Here is a 19,272-nt window from a genome sequence, read left to right as displayed (position 1 = left end):
AATGCGTTATAAAAGAACAAACTATCTTGATGGGGTAAAGCCAAGAGAGGCCGACATATCCTCTAAAGACACTAGTTATTTCTCTCGAACGTCTACGATGGGCAGCTCAATACTGACTAATCTCCCGATCAAAAGTATACAAGTTAAAAAGCCAAGGAGAGTAAAAAACTTATTCGCAAACATTGGGCGGCGTTATAAGCTGAGCCCACTGTTCTTCCGAAGAGTTTCGTCATTTGTTGCAGTTCTTTTGCTGGTTGGGGTTCCACTGCTTAACTTTTTCAGGAGTAGCACTCCTGCGCAAGCTCTTTACACCGCTACAAACAATCTATATCCTGATGGTGACAACACAGCCGGCTGGGAACTATGTACGAATGCAGCCTGTTCTGGCACCAACCACTACACACTTGTCGATGAGACTTCAGCTAACGATGCCGACTATGTTAATACGGGTTTGGCGGGCAACACTACTGGAGAAATAGACGACTACACTATTCAAAATCCAACCATCAACGGAACATTCGTACAGACTACTCAGGTTGTAGTAAACTGGCGCGCCAAAATAGACACAGCTTGTCAAGGCACGGCACCAAATTGTGACTCAGTGAGTGTCAACATCTATATCAATGGTGCTTTGCAGACAGCTCAGACAACTACTCTGACTACAACAATTACCAACTACACAACAACCTTTACTACTGGCTGGTCGGCGATAAACGATCTTAGGATAAGATTCACGCGTAATGCTGTTGGCGTTGGTGCCGCTAGTGTTATAGATGATGACGTTAGGTTGTATCAAGCCAATGTTAGCGCCACCTATACCTATTACAAGAACAAGCCACAGTTAGCGCTCAAAGGTTACATCTGGGAAATGGATGATGCTTCAGGAGATGGTGCTGGCCAGCTCGCACCTGGTAGCACAGCTGTCTCTGCTCGTAAAGGCGAAAGACTGACACTAAGAACTCAGCTCAAAAACACTAGTGGGCCAGTGGACACAGAGAACCTCGCTCTTTTTTACGACACTGGTGATGGTGTCTGGAGGCGGGTTAAGGGCTTTCAAAAACCAGAATCGCCGACCGGTAATTGTTTGGATACTAACTATCAGTGCTTTAACGTCGATACTTCAGCCCAAAACAGCCAGATTGGTCTAGCCCTAGATTCTTCTGGAGGGGCTTGGGTGGCAACACGGAATACTACAGCTGGTAACTTGAGAGTAGATTACTACACCAAGGGTGGAGGTACATCGACAAGCGGTGTTGTGACAACAAACGATGTCGGTAGCTATGCCTCAATCGCGATGAATAGCAATGGCAAGCCCTGGATAGCTTATAAAGATAACACTGCTGGTTCCCTCAGGCTTGCCTACTATGTCGGTTCAGGTGGCAGCTGTGACTCTACCGACTGGCAATGTGTCACAGTAGATTCAGTAGCGGCAAATACCGGCCAGGACACTTCCATAGCAATCAGCCGCTCTAGTAGTGATGCCTGGGTTAGTTACTATGATGTTACCAACACCAATCTACGGGTTGCGGGCAGTAATAATCCGAGCGGTACTGCCTGCACGCTTGCGTCATGGGAGTGCACAACTATTGATTCAACAGGAGATGTTGGCTCATACAGCAAGCTCGCACTGGACAATAACGGTAATCCTTGGATCGCATACTACGATAATACCAACAACGATCTAAAGGTCGCTCAATACGTCGGGGCCGGTGCGGGTACTGGCTGTGCCTCAAACTACTGGACTTGCACTTCTGTTGATACGGGCGGAAACGTTGGTGGTTTTACATCAATTGCCATGGATCCTTCTGGTAATCCATGGGTTAGTTACTATGACACAACCAATCTAGATCTGAAGGTTGCGCAGTACGTCGGTTCTGGCGGTTCTGGTTGCGCCTCATCGGCTTGGACATGTACTTCTGTTGATACGTCTGGAAGTGTCGGAGGCTACACATCTCTGGCTTTTGATCCCATCGGTAATCCATGGGTCAGCTATCAAGATATCACCAATACTGCGCTTAAACTAGCTCGCTTTGTTGGTTCTGGCGGTTCTGGTTGTGCATCAAGCGCGTGGTCTTGTACCACTGTTGAGACTACCAACAGTGTTGGATATTTTACATCATTAGCCTTTGATCAAGATGGGGTACCATGGGTAGCACACGAGGATCTGACTACCGATTCTGTCAGGATGGCTTACCTCAGGCAAAGCTTAGGTGCTATTACGTTGTCGTCTAGTCAAGCTGGAGTTTCTGCTTTTGCGGAGTCTCACGCAGATATGACCACTAGCTCTGATACTTCTAATCGGGACGATGCAGACTGCATCGGAGGCGGTACCTGGAATAATGGTAAAAGTTTTGCTAGTGATGAAGGCACAGGGGTTAGCGTGGCAGATGGTAGTTCGACAGCGCAGTGTACTGAAGTAGCGTGGACGATTGACACCTCTCAGGCAACTATCAATAGCACCTATCGCTTCTTTATCACTACCGATGATGGCGAGCGTGTAGAGAGAGGTAGATGGCGCGGGCCAATCGCTATAGATGCTTTCCCAACTCTTACAATAGAAGACGATACAAAATATAATACCACCCAGATTCTGACCAAAGGTACGATCAGTAATATGCCAGATTGTGCCGATACAAACTGGGGGTGTACGGCTATCGATACAGCCACTAATGTTGGAGGCGCTGCCGAGAACAATTCTTATGCAGTAGACAGAAACGGCGTGGGATGGATTAGCTACTATGATCAAGGCAATGGTGACTTAAGGGTTGCGAACTACGTAGGAACTGGAGGGACGGGCTGCGCCATATCATCATGGACATGTACTTCGGTTGACACTACAAATGATGTTGGTCAATTTACATCAATCGGTATAGACTCTAATGGTAACCCCTGGGTATCCTACCGAGACATAACGAATACTGGTTTAAGGGTGGCCAGATACGTCGGTAGTGGGGGTACGGGTTGCGCTTCGACCGCCTGGACTTGCACAGCGGTTTATAATACAGGAGATTCTGGTAGTAACGGGACATCTATAGCTTTTGATAAGTCTGGAGTGGCTTGGGTCAGCTTTCGTGACTCTACGGCCACGGATCTCCTTGTTGCCAAATACGTGGGCAGCGGTGGTACAGGATGCGTTGATTCTACTTGGAATTGTAACACCATTGCTAGCACCGGCAACGTTGGCTATAACAGCTCCTTGGTTTTTGACCAAGACAATAATATAGTAATTAGCTATCGGGATGCCACTGGCACCGATCTAAAAATTGCAAGATATGTCGGCAACGGTGGTAGTTGTGATGCTTCACCAGCTTGGGACTGTGGGTCAGTTGACAACCCTACTAACACAGTTGGGCATGCAAGCTCGGCTGCTTACGATCCAACTGGGGCTATGTGGATTAGCCACTATGACTACGACGCAGCCGGGCTTAATCTTCGCGTTACAAAATATGTAGGAACTGGCGGGAGCTGTTCTAATACTAGTTGGAGTTGTACGGCGGTAGATACTGGAGGTGACGTTGGCGAAGACACTTCTATTGGTTTTGATAGTACGGGTAATGCGTGGGTCAGTTATTACGATCTAACTAACGGCAATCTAAAAGTGGCTAAGTATGTCGGCAGTGGCGGAACGGGCTGTGCTTCGGCTGCTTGGAATTGTACGGCAGTAGATACTGCCAATAACGTAGGAGCTGGTACGGCGATCGCCTTTGATCCAAATGGTAACCCTAGTGTTGTTTATGGCGACTCTACAAATAATGATTTGCGTATAGCAACTTATAAAACCCAGAACGTTGCTCCAACATTTTCTACAGTTAACATTGCGGCTCCTAGGAATGCAATTCGCTCTTCAGGTCGCTATGTTTTGAGCAATGGTCAACCATCTGCTACTCCAGCTAGCCATCCTTGTAGTGGAGTGCTTGATATGCTCGGATTGTGTGGTGCTCTTAAGGAAGATGGCGGCTATGAAACAATGGTCGCAGGTGTGTATGAAAGACCAATGGTGATGCAAAAAGCTAGATTTAGTAACAACTCAACAGCTCCAACTCTTGCCTGGACTGGGCTAACTGACTATCCACCTAATACTGCTGGCACAGCGGGGGATCTAAAGTTACAGATTTATCGCTTTGGCACTACTAACGCCTGGGAGGATGTGGCGACCGACAACTCTTCGTCTTCTTGTTCCAGTTCAAGTTGCAAACTCAACGGTATGCCCGGAGGCACAATATCTGAATATTTTGAGACGGAAGGATCGAACTACAACGTATATTTCAGAGTGATCCAGATAGAGAATACATCAGGGAGTATAACTTTCAAAACTGACGTACATAAAGCTACGCAGGTAGTCCAACAGCTACGCCATGGTCGCACTTTCAACCGCTCACTTTCCCAGCCATTTGCCACCGAACAGCGCTAATAAATTACCAGCAACTACCGTTCCAAGTTGCCGCTCCAAGGACTATCCTTGGAAAAGATTTAACAGATAAATTCACACAAATATTGATTACTCCAAGGATAGTCCTTGGAGTGTAACTTGGAGAGCGAGAGTAGGGGTTGTTGTGGTATAGTAAAGCAATGCCAAGTAGGAATGTGATTAAGTTTTACGACACAGACTCTTATTACCATATCTATAATCGTGGGGTTAATAGACGGCGAATATTTATTGACGAACATGACTATAAATACTTCCTAATGCTACTTCAGAGGTATTTGGGAAAGAATACCAACGTAGATGATCGAAAAAGAAGGTACCCAAACTATAACGGAGAGGTTGATTTAATTGCTTTTTGTTTAATGCCTAACCATTTTCATTTAATGATAGCTCAAAACGATAGTATAAAAGCGATGGAAAGCTTTATGCGAAGCCTTGTCACCAGCTATACAAAGTATTTCAATAAAAGACATAGGAGGATTGGGCACTTGTTTCAAGGTCCGTATAAGGCCTCCAAGATAACGAATGAACCTTATTTGTTGCACATTTCTCGATATATCCATCTTAACCCTAAAGAATATAAAAGTTGGCCATATTCATCTTGGCCATACTATACTCGGGGATGGATGGTAGATTGGGTTAAGCAGCATAAAGTTTTCGAGCTATTTGAAGGTGGGGACTACGAAAAGTTTGTCGAAGACTACAAGCCGGAAAAAGAAGTTCTGGACGCTCTATATAAACTTATAGCAAACTCAAAATAACCACTCCAAGGACTATCCTTGGAAGGGTGGCTGTCTGCGCAAACTAATCTGTTAAATCAATTCCAAGGATAGTCCTTGGAGTGGTGCTGTAGTCCTTGGAGTGGTGCTGTAAAGAAGCGTGTGGAGTTGCATGAGTGAAGATTTGAGTGGGGGGGGGTAAATTGACGAGACTGAGTAAATAGACTGGAATGGAATGGACTCTACTGGAGCTGTTGCAGTGTTTTACGTATAGTCTTAAACAACAGTAAACAGCATAAACGTAGTGATCTGCTAGCTACGTAGGTAGAGGCTCGATATGTTGCCGCTACATAATTGTATAAAATTGAAATAATATAGTTTCCAAAAAGCCGCAATTACTATTAATAATGTGCATGGCGTCTTAAGGATCGCGCTATTTACAGTGCATACAGGGTTTGGAAGCACTAATAGAGCATTGATTTTTCTGATGGTGGTAGTAAAATCAATATAGGTCTACAAAAACAAAAAGATCTAAAATAAAAACCATAAGCAGGTCGTGCTGCGAAGGAAAACAATATGAGCGCACCGTAATCCTAGCGCAGGATTGGCAGTTTCTTTTTTGCATAGTGCTATTCTCTTGCCTAATGCATGATGGTTGTACCTAGAAAAATCCTCGTATGGGTACGAAGGGCTGTGGATAAATCCTGACAAATATTTCATTTTAGACTACACGTAGTAGCAATCACAACAATTAAAAGGCAAAATTCAAAATAATGAAAGGAAGTTTTAATGTATAAAAATGCAATTCTTACAACAAATTTCGACTACGAAAGTATAGAATCAAGGTAGCTTTGGCTGAATACATTTTGTATAAAATAAGTATTGCTTAAACAATGATCTGCGTTCATACTTAGTACGTTTACTGCAGTCGGCGTCCAGCAGCAAAGACTACAAGTAAAACAAAAATTGGGAATAAAAGCTCACTTCCTCTCGCAAATACCCTTCAAGTAATAATAGGGTGAGGAAGAGCGATAAAAACCAATACAAAAATCAATCAAATCAAAAAACAAAATGCCAATAGAAATCCCCAGCGTTGGCCGACGTTATTATTTGCGTTCGGTACAACTATTGCGCAACTTACGCAGCTGCCGCGCGCGTGTATATACATGTGTGTCTAAACTCCTGGCTGTCTTCTTTATCCTTGCAAGCATTATTGGCGCAGGGCTTTTTGGCGTTTTACCGAAGTCTACCTCTACAGCCAATGCCGCGACTACCTCTAACCTAAACTTCCAGGGGCGGTTGCTAAACGCATCGGGAGGTTTAGTAGACGACGGCTTTTATAACATCCAGTTCAATCTTTACTACCAAGCAAGTGGAGGAACTAGCTTATGGAATGAAACGTATCTTGTTTCTAGCACTCAAGGTGTAAGGATAAAAAACGGTTACTTCAATACTTACCTTGGTTCTCTGACCTCATTTCCGAGCACTATTGATTGGGACCAAGAAATCTGGCTTGGAATGACAATTCGCGGTACTGGATCATGCAGTTTTGGGGCTTGTACTCCTACAGACACAGAAATGTCTCCTCGATTCAAACTAACTGCTGTACCTTATGCGTTTAAGTCGGCCGAATCGGCGAACGTTAAGAGTGCTGCTACTTCGACTGCATCTACTAATTCGAGCAACATAACTGTTCAATCAGGAAACGCAACCGGCGCTACGAGCAACTCTGGTAACATTTCTATCGATTCCGGAACGGCAACAGGTACGACTGGACAACTTTTGTTTGGAACTACTAATGCAAGCGCTATAACACTTGGGCACAGCGGGATAACAACCACACTCCAGGGTAGTGTTAGCCTTACGGGTGCTGGTACAGCCCTAACCGTGACCAACAATGTGCAGGTTGACGGCAATACGACTCTTGGCAACAATGCAGCAGCCGATAGCTTAACGGTGAATGCTGCCGCCAACTTTACTGGTAATCTTAGCGTCTCATCTGGCAATACCTTCACGAATGCCGGAAGTACGGTTTTCACCGCAATAACAGCTGGGCCTTTTGGTGCTGACGGGTCGGTCGGTTCGGCTGCGAGCACAGTTGACGTGGCGACGACAATAAACCTATCAGCTTCAACAACCGGAGTAGACCTTACACTTGCCTCGCCAACATCTGCAACTGCCGGCCGTATACTATATATAAATAATACTGGCGCTAACAGCTTGACAGTCGAAGGTAATCCAATCGCCTCTGGTAAGAGTGCGTCGTTTATTTGGAACGGCACTGCCTGGGTTCAGACAATATCATTTACGAGCACCGGTGTAGATACGATCGGGGCTGTCGACACAACACCGACATCTGCAAACGGCGCCCGAATCTCAGGAACGACGCTGTATCTGCAGTATGCTGATGCAACCTATCCAGGGCTTGTGAGCACAACGTCTCAAACTTTCGCTGGTGCTAAAACTTTCACCTCACAACTAAAAGTTGACGGTAGCAGTGATCAGAATCAATTAATAGTAGAAGCTAATGCTACACAAACAGTACCGCTAGTCTTGTTCCAGAACTCTTCGGGAACAGAATTGGCGCGTATTAACGTGTCTGCAAGTAGCTTGTATTTCGGAAACGCAGCCGGTGGGTCGACGGCTAGCGGAGCAAATAACACAGGTATAGGCGCGAGCGCACTCGGCTCTGTCTCGACGGGGACAGGGAACACAACGCTGGGTTCGGGGGCGCTCGCGTCTGTATCTGTGGGAACTAACAATACGGCACTAGGCTACAATGCCGGCAACCTAAGCACTGGTTCGAGTAACCTATTCTTGGGCCAGGGTGCAGGCTCCAATGCCACGACAGGTAGCAATAACATTATCATTGGCGCAGGTCTCAACGCCTCTGCTGCCGGTGTATCTAATGAGCTTAGAATCGGTGGTGTACTCCAAGGCGATACCTCAACCCTAGCCGCTCAGTTTAATGGGACTTTGGCTGTGACCACACTTGGTACAGCGGACACATCAACATTCCTCTGTCGAAACACCTCAAACCAACTAGCTAGCTGTAGTTCAACACCACTAACGAGTTCCCTCACCGACAACATCACCGATGCCCTTGACCTACAAGAGTCGACAAACAATTATATAAACATAAATACTACTAACGGATCAGAGAATGTATCGTTTGGTAACGCGTCAACCAACCCAAGCTATAACTTCCTGGGTAGCGGCACGCTTGCCGTAGCGGGATCTCAAACAATAGGGGGTACGCTTGCCGTCACAGGCAACTCAACTCTTAGTGGGGACTTAGCAGTAAATGGTGGTGATATAACTACTGCTGCGGGCGATTTGACTATTGCACCGGCCGGCAATGACACCTTAATTACGGGCAACCTGGATGTTTCTGGTACCTTATTTGCGGGCACGGGTGATGCTTTCCAAGTATCTAGCACTGGTGCTGTGACGGCGGTTGGGGTCAACTCTGGTACTGGCTTGATCCAGGGTACTGGCGGGCTAACAATTCTAGGCACTACCAGTATTAACGCCACGGGCTCGTCAAACACGAGTATAGGAGCAACTTCAAACTCAGGGACCATTGCCATCGGGAACTCAGCATCGACTACCAATATACTAGGTGCAACGACTATAAATACTACCGGTACAGCAGCAACCAGCATCGGTAATTCCGGAGCTATAACTACTCTTTCTGGATCGTCAATACTGCTTAACTCAGCCACACTACAGAGAACCTCTGCTGGTACAACTAGCTTTGATCTAGTTGATGGCGCTAACACCACTCTTGCTCTACAGAATTCGGGAGCGGGGGTGCTCAATCTGACAGTTGATGGTTCGGCAACAGTGGGGACAAACTTAACCGTGTCAGGTGGTACGGCAACTCTTGGAACAGCCGCCCAGGCGGGCAGCCTGGTTGTTTCGGACGGTTCATCGAGCACCATTACTATTAAGTCTGCTACTCAAGTTGCTGCTACTAACTACGATGTTACCGTTCCGGCCATCACCGCCAACGACACCTTCTGTCTGTTCACCCTCAACAACTGTGTCAACGCTAATGCTTTCGTCCAGAACGGCAATAGCTTCACCGCTGCAGCTACTCTTGGTACTAACGATGCCTACACCCTAGCTTTTGAAACCAATAACATCACCCGTATTACACTAGACACTTCCTACAAAGCCTACTTTGGTAACGGAGCTACTAACGCAACTCCACAAGGCTTCACCCTTCAAGGTACTTCCGGTTCTGGCACCAACATCACCGGTGCTGGTCTAACAATCGCTAGTGGCCAAGGAACCGGTACTGGCACTAGTGGCAACATTACCTTCCAATACGCCCCAGCCGGTGCTAGTGGTTCATCACTCAACGCCCTACAAACAGCCTGTACTATCTCTGGCACTAATGGCTCACTAAGCTGCCCTGGTGCTGGCTCGAGTAGTGAACGCTTTGGTGCTGGGGCAACAGCCGGCGGTAGTCAGTCGGTGGCGCTAGGTAACGGTGCTTCAGCTGGCGGTAATATCTCAACTGCAATCGGCTACCTAGCTGTTGCAAACACCTACGGCTCTACCGTACTAGGCTATGGCGCAAATGCCCCTGGCACTAATTCAGTCGCACTTGGTGTTAACGCAACCGGCAACACTGATGCCGCCGTGGCAGTAGGCTTCGGGGCTATCTCTGGTCAGGATGCCTTAGCACTCGGATACAATTCTCTCGGTGCATCAGCTGCACTCGCTTTAGGTAGTAACTCGTCTGCTAATAATTACTCGAGTATCGCACTTGGAACCAGAGCCACAACTACGGCCGCCAACCAGCTGGTACTTGGTGGAACAGGTGCAGAGTTCATATCTGATGCCTACTTCGGCTCAGGTGTGACTAGCGCTAACGCTGCCTCTCGCGACTTTGTCCTGCATGCCACGGGTGGCTCCGGCACCAATATCGGTGGAGCTGACTTTACTCTTGCAGCAGGTCAGGGAACTGGTACTGGGGTAGGTGGAGCTATACTGTTCCGGACTGCTGCACCAGGAGCAAGTGGTAGCAGCCTTAATGCTCTAACGACAAGAGCAGAAATACAAGCCGATGGTGACTTGGCAGTGGATACTAATACCCTTTTTGTTGACGCTACGAATAATAGAGTCGGTATTGTGACGGCTACGCCAAGCTATGATTTAAGCTTTGGCTCCGGTGCCTCAAGGACAATACGAGTTGAGAACCAAGCGACACTTAACACGGCTGGTAATAATTTAACCGTGCAAGCAGGTACTGGCAATGGAACTGGTGGCGTGGGCGGCGTGCTCACTTTGCAGGGTGGTTCGGGTAGTACGACTAACATCAATGGTGGAAATGTGGTTATTGCAGGTGGTGCTTCTGGTGGTGGTACCGGCGTGAAGGGCTTAGTGGTGATTGATACCGCAACCTACTCAGCCGCGACAGTACAGAATTTCACGGGTAACGCCAATATTACTCAATCAAATATCGATAGCTTCGGCTCTGTGCTGATCAGTGGTGATGTTGCCGGTCGTATCGCTACGCTCTCTGACCCAACACTGGGTGCATCTGCCGCGGGCCGTGTGATATATGTAACCAACAGTGGGTCGGTAGACATAACACTCTCTGCTAATACGGTGGGCGTAGCTCTGTCAATCACACTGAAGCCCGCTTCAACCGCTACGATGTTCTGGAACGGAACTGATTGGACAGCGGCTGGTGCATCAAGCTCAACAGATCTTCAGGCCGCCTACAACAACACGGCCGCCAGTGCAGGTAATGCTGAAATTGTTCTTAGCTCGACCGGAACTGGTGGTCTAACAATTCGAAACGATGCCACAACTGCCATCACCGGTGGCCTGCTCGAAGTGCAAACTTCCATCGGATCTAACTTATTTACTGTAAATAACAACGCAGCAGAATATGCTAGCAACGGTGGTGCCGAAAGCTCAACCTTCACTGCCTGGGCTGCCCATGGTACTGGCCCTAGCGTAACCAGGTACACCACGGCGGGTAACAATATTGCTACTGGTGTTGGCTCGGTATTTGTCGATACCACCTCGACTGCAAATACTGGCGCAAAAAATACCCTCAGCACGGCCCTAACCGCCAACTTACGATATAAAGTTAGCTATACTGCTCGCCACACCTCTTCGACTGGTACATTCACAACGCTCGAAACATACTTCTCAAATGATGGGACGGCGGCAGCTGTCGAGTGTGGTAGCGATGCGACAATCTACTACAACAAGTGGACTCGTGTTGACTGTACGTTCACACCTACATCTGTCGGTGCTTCCAACGCTATCTTCTTCCGGCATACCGACGCCGTTGAACACGATTTCTACATCGATAACTTTAGCGTTACTGTCGATGCAAGCAGCAACCACGCTGTTGATGGTCAGGTCGATGCTGCCCTTGGCACTAACTGGCAGGCATACGACGCCGATGGTGGTGCGGGTACCTCGGCAGTCACCCGAGATACGACAAATATCTACGACACCTCCGGCGCCGTAGCTGTGACAACAACCGCTGGCTCCGCCCAGGGTGAAGGCGTACGAAACAATATGCAGACGACTCCGTCAGTCAGCACGCAGTACTTGGTCACGTTCTACGCCAAGAGCTCGACAGCATTTAGCGATATCAAAGTTGGCTTCTTACCGGCTGGTGGCAGCGGGTTGCCGGTGACCGCACAACAGTGTGCCGACTACAACACCCAAACTGTTTCGACAACTGCCTGGACCAAGGTGACCTGTATCTTTACCACGCCAAGTTCTGGTATCTCTGATCCAGATGTCGTAATTTACCAGGGTTCAGCAGCGGCTCGTACATTCTACGTCGACTCCCTTACCGTGACTCTCAACACCAACAACTCAAGTAATGTCCAAATTGGTGGAGGCCAAAAAGGTGGCCCAACGACCCTCCTTACTCTTGACCGCTCGTACGGTGCACCGATTGCCGATAACATCGATGCCTACCTCGGCTCCATGTACTACGACACATCAACTGGACGTATTCAGTGTTACGAAGCTGACGGTTGGGGTGCTTGTGGTGCGGCTCCAGACAATATCGTCAACCTAAACCCTGAATACGCTGGTGCGGTGCTCAATGGCTCGGGTGTTGGTACGATGACCGCCGACTTCTGTGCCGACCAATCGGGTGTCCTGCAGGTCAACGCTTCACTCTGTGACGGGACGGGATCGCCGGCCGTCAAAGCCGCAAACTACTACCGATGGACCAGTCCGCAGGCTACCAGCCAGACGTATTCAATCTACGTGACCTACCAGCTACCAGCAACGTTCAACGGCTTTAGCAACGACGATACGGTCAAGTTGACAGGCCGAGTCGACAACATCACAAATGCCACCGTCTCGTATGAAATGTACAAGAGCGTCGGCGGCACTATTACAGCCTGCGGTACCGAAACAACAGTTGCCGGCGCCGGCGCCGGATCAGCAAATACATGGTACACGGTCGGTGTTAACGGTAATGAGTCAACGGGTTGTAGCTTTAGCTCATCGGCGGCCAGTGGTTTCGTGATCTTCAAGATCAACGTCAAGGCCAATAGCAACGCTAATGCTTACGTATCGACACTCAACTTTGTAACCACCGGCCGCTAACCTCTAGCTAATCTCTATATTTGAAGCAATTTTCTTGCTACAATAATGCTTAAGTTATGAGGGGCAAAAATATAAAGTTGACCAGATTACGTGGCTCGGTGAAGAATCTAAAGTTTTGGTCAAAAAAAGATAAAGTTCCAGCCCGCACAAATAGCCAGCTCGAAGAGCATCTAAGACAAATGAGCAGTCGTCAGATGTTGGGTTATTCCTCGCGCTTTGCAGGCTATGCCGTCAAGGCTTACTGGCAAAGACATAGGGTCGCAAGCAGGTTAATTGCCATCTTACTGGTAGCAATCTTAGTATTTAGCATAGTATTTGAGCTGTATGACCAGAAGAAGACGCTGGATGCTTATAACGTAGGAGGTAATGTTGCAAGTTTATTGGAACGGCCAAATGATCTATATGCCGAGAAGCTTACATACAAACCGGAGCAGATGGCATATATATACAATGAAGGGTTTACTACCGCGTTGGGTGAGGTAGCGGGTCAAGTGGCAGGGCCTAGGTTTACGGCCGAGTTCAAAACCGATCAAAGTGGGGCAGTAACAACCAAAGACGTCGATAACCAAGTGTCGATTACACTTACTCCTAAATATAAGATAAAAATGCCAAAACAGGACAAAAACAGACTTGTATATCCGATTCGAGGTCGATCTGCGAGCGTTGTGTATTCAGTAAGAGCCGCTTCTGTCAAAGAAGATATCATCTTGTTTGAGAAACAAAGCGACGAAATGACATTTGACTACAACATCAATTTATCTGAGTCAATGGAAGCACGACTGCTCGACGATAACTCAATAGGTATTTTTGGAGTGGATAATGGACTACTTGGAAATGTGTCTACGGCTAGTGATGCGGATGCAGAACTGTTGCAAAAAGCACGACAAAATAGTAAAAAAACTAAACTTTTGTTCGCTATACCTGCACCTATCGTAAAAGAATCAGGAGTAAAGAAGTCTCAAGTAAAAACTTGGTATGAGCTAGACGGTAATTTGCTGAGAGTACGGGCAAGCGGACTGAGTAGCGCGCGGTACCCTTTGTCTATCGACCCAACAATCTATATAGAAACAGCCGCTAAGCTAATGCGGGGCAATAACGAGACGAATACGGATTTTGATGTTGCGAACGAGCTAATTCAAAAGGCCCAGACAACTGGTGCGCGTATAGATGAGTGGTCAAGCACTACAAACTTAACCAATGCTGTTTGGCAGCAGGGGACTGCAGTTGCCAATGGTTACATATACTCGGCCGGAGGCATAGGCTCTGGAACGACAAACACTACTACGTATAACACGGCTGGTTCTAGTACATACACTGTGCCGGCTGGTGTGAGCTTCGTTACTGTTAAGGCTTGGGGCGGTGGCGGCGCTGGGGGAAATGGTAGTGGAAGTAGTGGTATCGGCGGTAATGGCGGCGGTGGCGGATACGCAAAAGCTGTAATTGCTACAACACCAGGTGAGGGACTAACAGTCACGGTCGGTTCAGGAGGTGCTGATAGTGGTACCGTCTCCAGTGGTGGCGGTAACGGTGGTGGTTTTTCGGCGGTACAAAGGAGTGGCACATATCTAGTCCAGGCGGGTGGCGGTGGCGGTGGCGGTGGATCACGTGGCAACAGCACTGGAGACGGTGGTGCTGGTGGTGCGGGCGGCGGAAGCTCCGGATTACCTGGAAGCGTTGGTGAAGGCTCCTCGGCAGGTGGCGCTGGTGGCGCTGGCACAAGCTCTGCTGGCGGTACGGCCGGCGCTGCTGGCACAAGTGGTACGGCCGGCGCTGCGGGTGTTGCAAATGCCGGCGGTAACGGCGCTGGTTCGGATGCCGCTACCTGTAACGATGCAATGGAGGCTGGGGATACTGGTGGAAATGGTGGTTTTGGAGCGGGTGGAGCCGATGGTAATGATACTTCTAGCTGTTCAAATGGCGGTGGCGGTGGCGGTGGTCGTTACGGCGGTGGCGGTGGCGGTAGTACCACCACCAATAACCGCGGTGGCGGTGGTGGCGGTGGTGGTAGTTCGCTGGTGACTGGTTCTAGCACTGTCGAGACAGCCGGCTCTGGCCAAACCCCGGGCAATAGTTCAGATAGTGATAGGGGTGGGCTTGGTGACGGCGGAACCGGCGGAACTTCTACATCTGGCGGTACAGCGGGCGATAACGGAATAGTGCTTATCTCGTACACAACGCCAGGAACAATTACAGACACAGTTAACTGGGCAAAATTTGATACCGTGAATCGCGATATTGAGTCGCCCGATCCCGAGGGAGATGGCACACAGTGTAGCGGGTGGTGTAACGAAAGTGTCTATAATTTACCTGCCGCTCTTAAGGGCCTGTCGCTTGTCGCCTACAATGGCTATTTGTACGCAATCGGCGGTTCTAACAGTAGTAATGCTCCGCAAACTACAGTATATATAGCAAAACTAGGAGCCAACGGCGAGCCTCAACTCTGGCATCCGTCCGGGGGGACGCCGATATACTGGTACACTGACACAGCTCTATCTAACGCTCGAAGTTTCTTTGGGGCCGTTGCATTTAATAATCGTCTATATATTATGGGCGGGCTCACAACCAGTACGTCGATACTCAGCTCTAATACTGTTCAATACGCAGACATCAAGCCTACTGGCACATTGACCTCTTGGACTTCTACGGGTATGCAGGCCTTATCGCCGGCCAGATTTGGTAACACTGTGCAAGTCTATAACAGCACCCTATATATCATAGGCGGTGATAGTACCTTTAACGGAAGCGGTTCGTCGAGCGGTATCTCGACAGTACAGTATTCTAAACTGAATAGTGACGGCACAATGAACGCTTGGCAGTCGACAAGTAGCCTTATCACATCTGGGAGACAGACGGTAGGGGGATCGTTTAGCACAATCATTGGGGGCTACGTTTATGTAGGAGGAGGGTGTGCGACAGTCAACAGCTCAGGCGAGTGTACTTCTATTCTATCTGATGTTCAGCTTGCCTCGATCAACGCCGACGGTAGCCTGGCGCCATTTAATACAATTATTGGCCTTAGTAATGACAGAATCGGCTACACGTTTATTTCCTGGCAAGAGGGTTTATATCGGCTGGGTGGGTGCCGATCGTTTGCGGGCGGAGCGTGCACGGATACGGCACTAGACGTAGACTATGGGCAAATTAATCCAGATGGCGAAGCTAGTACGGTTGCAACTTCAGTTGCCAATAACACGGCTAGCCCAACATCACCTTGCTCGGGCACCGATCCCTATAGCTGTAGTATACCCAGCGGTACGGTGGTGGTCGGTAATATGCTCAATGCTTCAGTTGTAATGAATGGTCACTTATATATTATGGGCGGCTGTACTAATAATTCCTGCGATACTCAGTCAACTGGTATAACGTATCAGGCGATCGGAAGTGACGGATTACTAAGAAAGCCAACGACTTGTGCCGGTACCTATTATCACTCCTACTGCGTTAGTTCGGTAAGTTTGCCTCAGTCTATAGGCGCTCCAGGGGTTACGACATTTGGTGGTCGAATCTATATCGTCGGTGGTTTTACCGGAACTTCTATAGCAACAAATATTCGTTATGTGACCGTTAACTACGATGGTAGCCTCGGCGACTGGCAAAGTGCAGATCTAACAACAATCGGTGCTTCAGATATCTCCTATGCCTTTGCTTATGCTCGAGCTAATCCGTCTTCGGCTGGATCGACCCCTGGACATTTGTTTATTTTTGGAGGATGTTCCTCAACTACGTCTGGGCCAGGCTGTGGTGGCTACACTGATAGTGTCGTGAAGTGCAATATATCAACCTCAGGAGCCCCCTCAGGCTGTACGGAAACCGGCCAAACTCAGATCGGTACACCATCTGGAGCGGGTAGCCCTGGGTTGGGGGCCCATGCCGGAGCCGTATATGCAAATTATATATATCTTATGGGTGGTCTTGGCGATGGAGTAACTGATCTCACTGAAGTTAGGTATGCCAAATTTGATGACAACAATAATGTCGTTGAGTCAGACGGTGCTGGTACTGCCTCCTGGACGGTATCGGCCAATGAAATACTTGTTGGTAGACGACGAGGATCGGGCTTTGGCTATAATGGCTACCTATATGTGACAGGTGGTTATGACGGAACAGATGCTCTTGCGGACATTGAGTTTGCGCAGATCGATGTAAGCACTGGTGATATAGGTGTTTGGGAGGCTTCATCGGTGACTATTAACAGGCGATGGGGCCTAACCGTTCCGGTTTCAAACTCTTTTGCCTATGTCATTGGCGGCTGTACAGCCGGTGCCGCGCCTAGTAGTTGTTCTAGTCGGACAAACGATATACAGACGTTCCAGATCTATAATAACGATAGTGGTGCGCCTGTGCTGTACTCGGCTAGTGCTAATCAATTTGCTACCGACCGATTTGGTTCTAGCAGTGCGGTCGTTGGCGGCTATCTGTATGTAGCAGGGGGCTGTACATCTACTGCCGACTGTACTACGGCTACCGACAGCGTACAGTACGCGCCCATAGATATTTACGGTAATGTTGGGAGCTGGACAGCTGGAGGCAACCTGCCGGCCGTTAGGGCGTGGGGTCAGCTAGAAGTAGCAGGCGGAACGCTTTACTATGTTGGTGGACAAAGTAGCACAGCTAGCGATGAAAGACCAGAGATTTACTACGCAACGCCTTCGGGCGGTGCGGTTACGTGGAGCACAGTAGGATCGTCGAATGATCTCCCAGACGGTCGTACTCAGCATTCCGCTACAGTATGGAACAATCGTATCTACGTAGCTGGCGGTATAGCAGAAACCGGAGGGGCCGTATCAAATGTGGTCTATGTCAGTCCTGATTTAAGTGCGGGGGGTAACATAGCATCATCTTGGACAACTACAACCTCTTTTGACGTAGCGCGTAGCGGATCGACATTGGTTGCTTACGCAAACAACTTATATCTTATGGGTGGATATGACGGCACTAATTATTTAAATGATGTACAGTTTACGCAGATTAATACTGACGGCTCAGTTGATGCATGGACTTTTAGCACTGCACTACCAAATTCTATTAGGCAAGCGGATGGCTTTGCGGCCAATGGCTATATCTATCTTATAGGAGGCAGAAGCTCAAATACTAACTGTGCTAGCAATACCTTTGTGGCACCGATTAGCGCAAATACAACAATCGCTTCGGGAAACAACCCAACAGGAGTAGGAGATTGGTTTGAGACAAACTCTCGTTATAGTGGCAAGAGATACGGTAATAGCGTTTCATACTACCAAGGTAAATATTACCTAACTGGCGGTGTATGTGACGGATTCCCAACTATTAGCAACCTTTTAACTCAAACTTTTTCTACAGCCGCAACGGCTCACGGAGTGACCATGCCATCGGCGGTTGACTCCGGCGATCTTCTTTTAATGTTATTTACAAACGATATTGCTGCAGCCGGTACAACCACAACCACTCCTACTGGTTGGTCTAATGTCCATGGAACCGCTGGTGTAAGCAATAACCAGGTGCGGGTTAATATCTATGCCAAAGTTGCCGATGGAACTGAAGACGGCGCATCGGTAGATGTGCCTACATCTGTTGCAGAAGAAGCCGCTGTACACGTCTACAGGATAAAGAGTGGCGAGTGGTCGGGCACCCTAGCCGGTGTAGAAGCGTCGGTAGCCAGTAACGCTAACACTAGTACCCCAAATCCCGCATCGCTTGACCCAGGAGCCTGGGGCACAGAAAATACTCTATGGATAGCCTACGCGGGTGGGTCAAGTTTCAACTCCGTCACAACCTACCCATCTGGTTTTAATGGAGGCGTGCACAGTCAGTCCAATACCGGTACGGGGGGCGCCACGGTCAGCTCTGCCTGGCAAGAATCGGCTTCGGCTAGTGTGGACCCAGGGTCGTTTACTATGAATGCAGCTAACGATAGCTCGGCTTTCACTATTGCTATTAGGCCAGCAAGTTTTTCATTTACTGGCTCTAACAGGACTCTTCAGACCGCCGTTTATTCTCAGCCACAGGTTGCAATATATTCACGCATGATCGACACGGATACAGATGTATTTCCTAATTCATGGCTGATGAACGGTATAGACAACTCTATCGGTGCGCGTTGGCAGGCAACGTATCGATCAATGCACGACCCAAATGACGGAGCCGTCAATCCCGCCGAAGACTGTGGTACGTCGGCCACCATGGCAACGATGACAACTTGGGGTCAAGAAACTAACTACGGCAATGTAACCCTTGGCGACGTCGCTTCTTACACCCCCAAAGACAGTACCGGAGGAAATATCAACTGCGCCCGGTACTATTACTTCTATGTTTCGATCGATGCTTCTCAGACATTTGGGTATCCAGAAGATGTTAATAGGGGTCCGACCATCTCTGACTTGTCGCTGTTCTTTACATCTGATCCCTCAAAACGCTTGCGCCATGGCAAAACCTTTACTGGTGGCGAGCAGCAACCGCTCGATGCGCCTTGTCGACAGTCGGTCGACGCAAATTGTCCGTTACCGTAAGTACCTACTTTAGGAGTTAGTCTGGGGCTTTGGTAGA

The 19,272-nt window shown here is 48.5% G+C and carries 4 protein-coding genes; all 4 read left to right on the top strand.

Features of this window, described 5'->3' with window-relative positions; translation table 11 throughout:
- Position 1 precedes the first annotated feature (1 nt).
- The 4 genes from IPO96_00740 to IPO96_00725 all read left to right on the top strand — a co-directional run bounded on the left by IPO96_00740 (position 2) and on the right by IPO96_00725 (position 19,235).
- Entirely contained in the window at positions 2-4,411 is a 4,410-nt protein-coding gene (locus IPO96_00740) for a hypothetical protein (protein QQS65074.1), read from the top strand.
- A 158-nt stretch (positions 4,412-4,569) separates the two neighbouring features.
- The gene (locus IPO96_00735) at positions 4,570-5,187 is read left to right on the top strand and encodes a transposase (GenBank protein QQS65073.1); all 618 of its coding nucleotides are present in this window, start codon (positions 4,570-4,572) and stop codon (positions 5,185-5,187) included.
- 1,128 nt (positions 5,188-6,315) lie between these two features.
- The gene (locus tag IPO96_00730; GenBank protein ID QQS65072.1) at positions 6,316-12,750 is read left to right on the top strand and encodes a carbohydrate binding domain-containing protein; all 6,435 of its coding nucleotides are present in this window, start codon (positions 6,316-6,318) and stop codon (positions 12,748-12,750) included.
- Between the two features lie 56 nt (positions 12,751-12,806).
- Entirely contained in the window at positions 12,807-19,235 is a 6,429-nt protein-coding gene (locus tag IPO96_00725; GenBank protein ID QQS65071.1) for a hypothetical protein, read from the top strand.
- Positions 19,236-19,272: the final 37 nt, after the last annotated feature.

It is taken from the genome of Candidatus Saccharibacteria bacterium (assembly GCA_016700315.1).
Classification (GTDB): Bacteria; Patescibacteriota; Saccharimonadia; order Saccharimonadales; family SZUA-47.
This window is presented reverse-complemented; position numbering and strand designations above follow the sequence as displayed.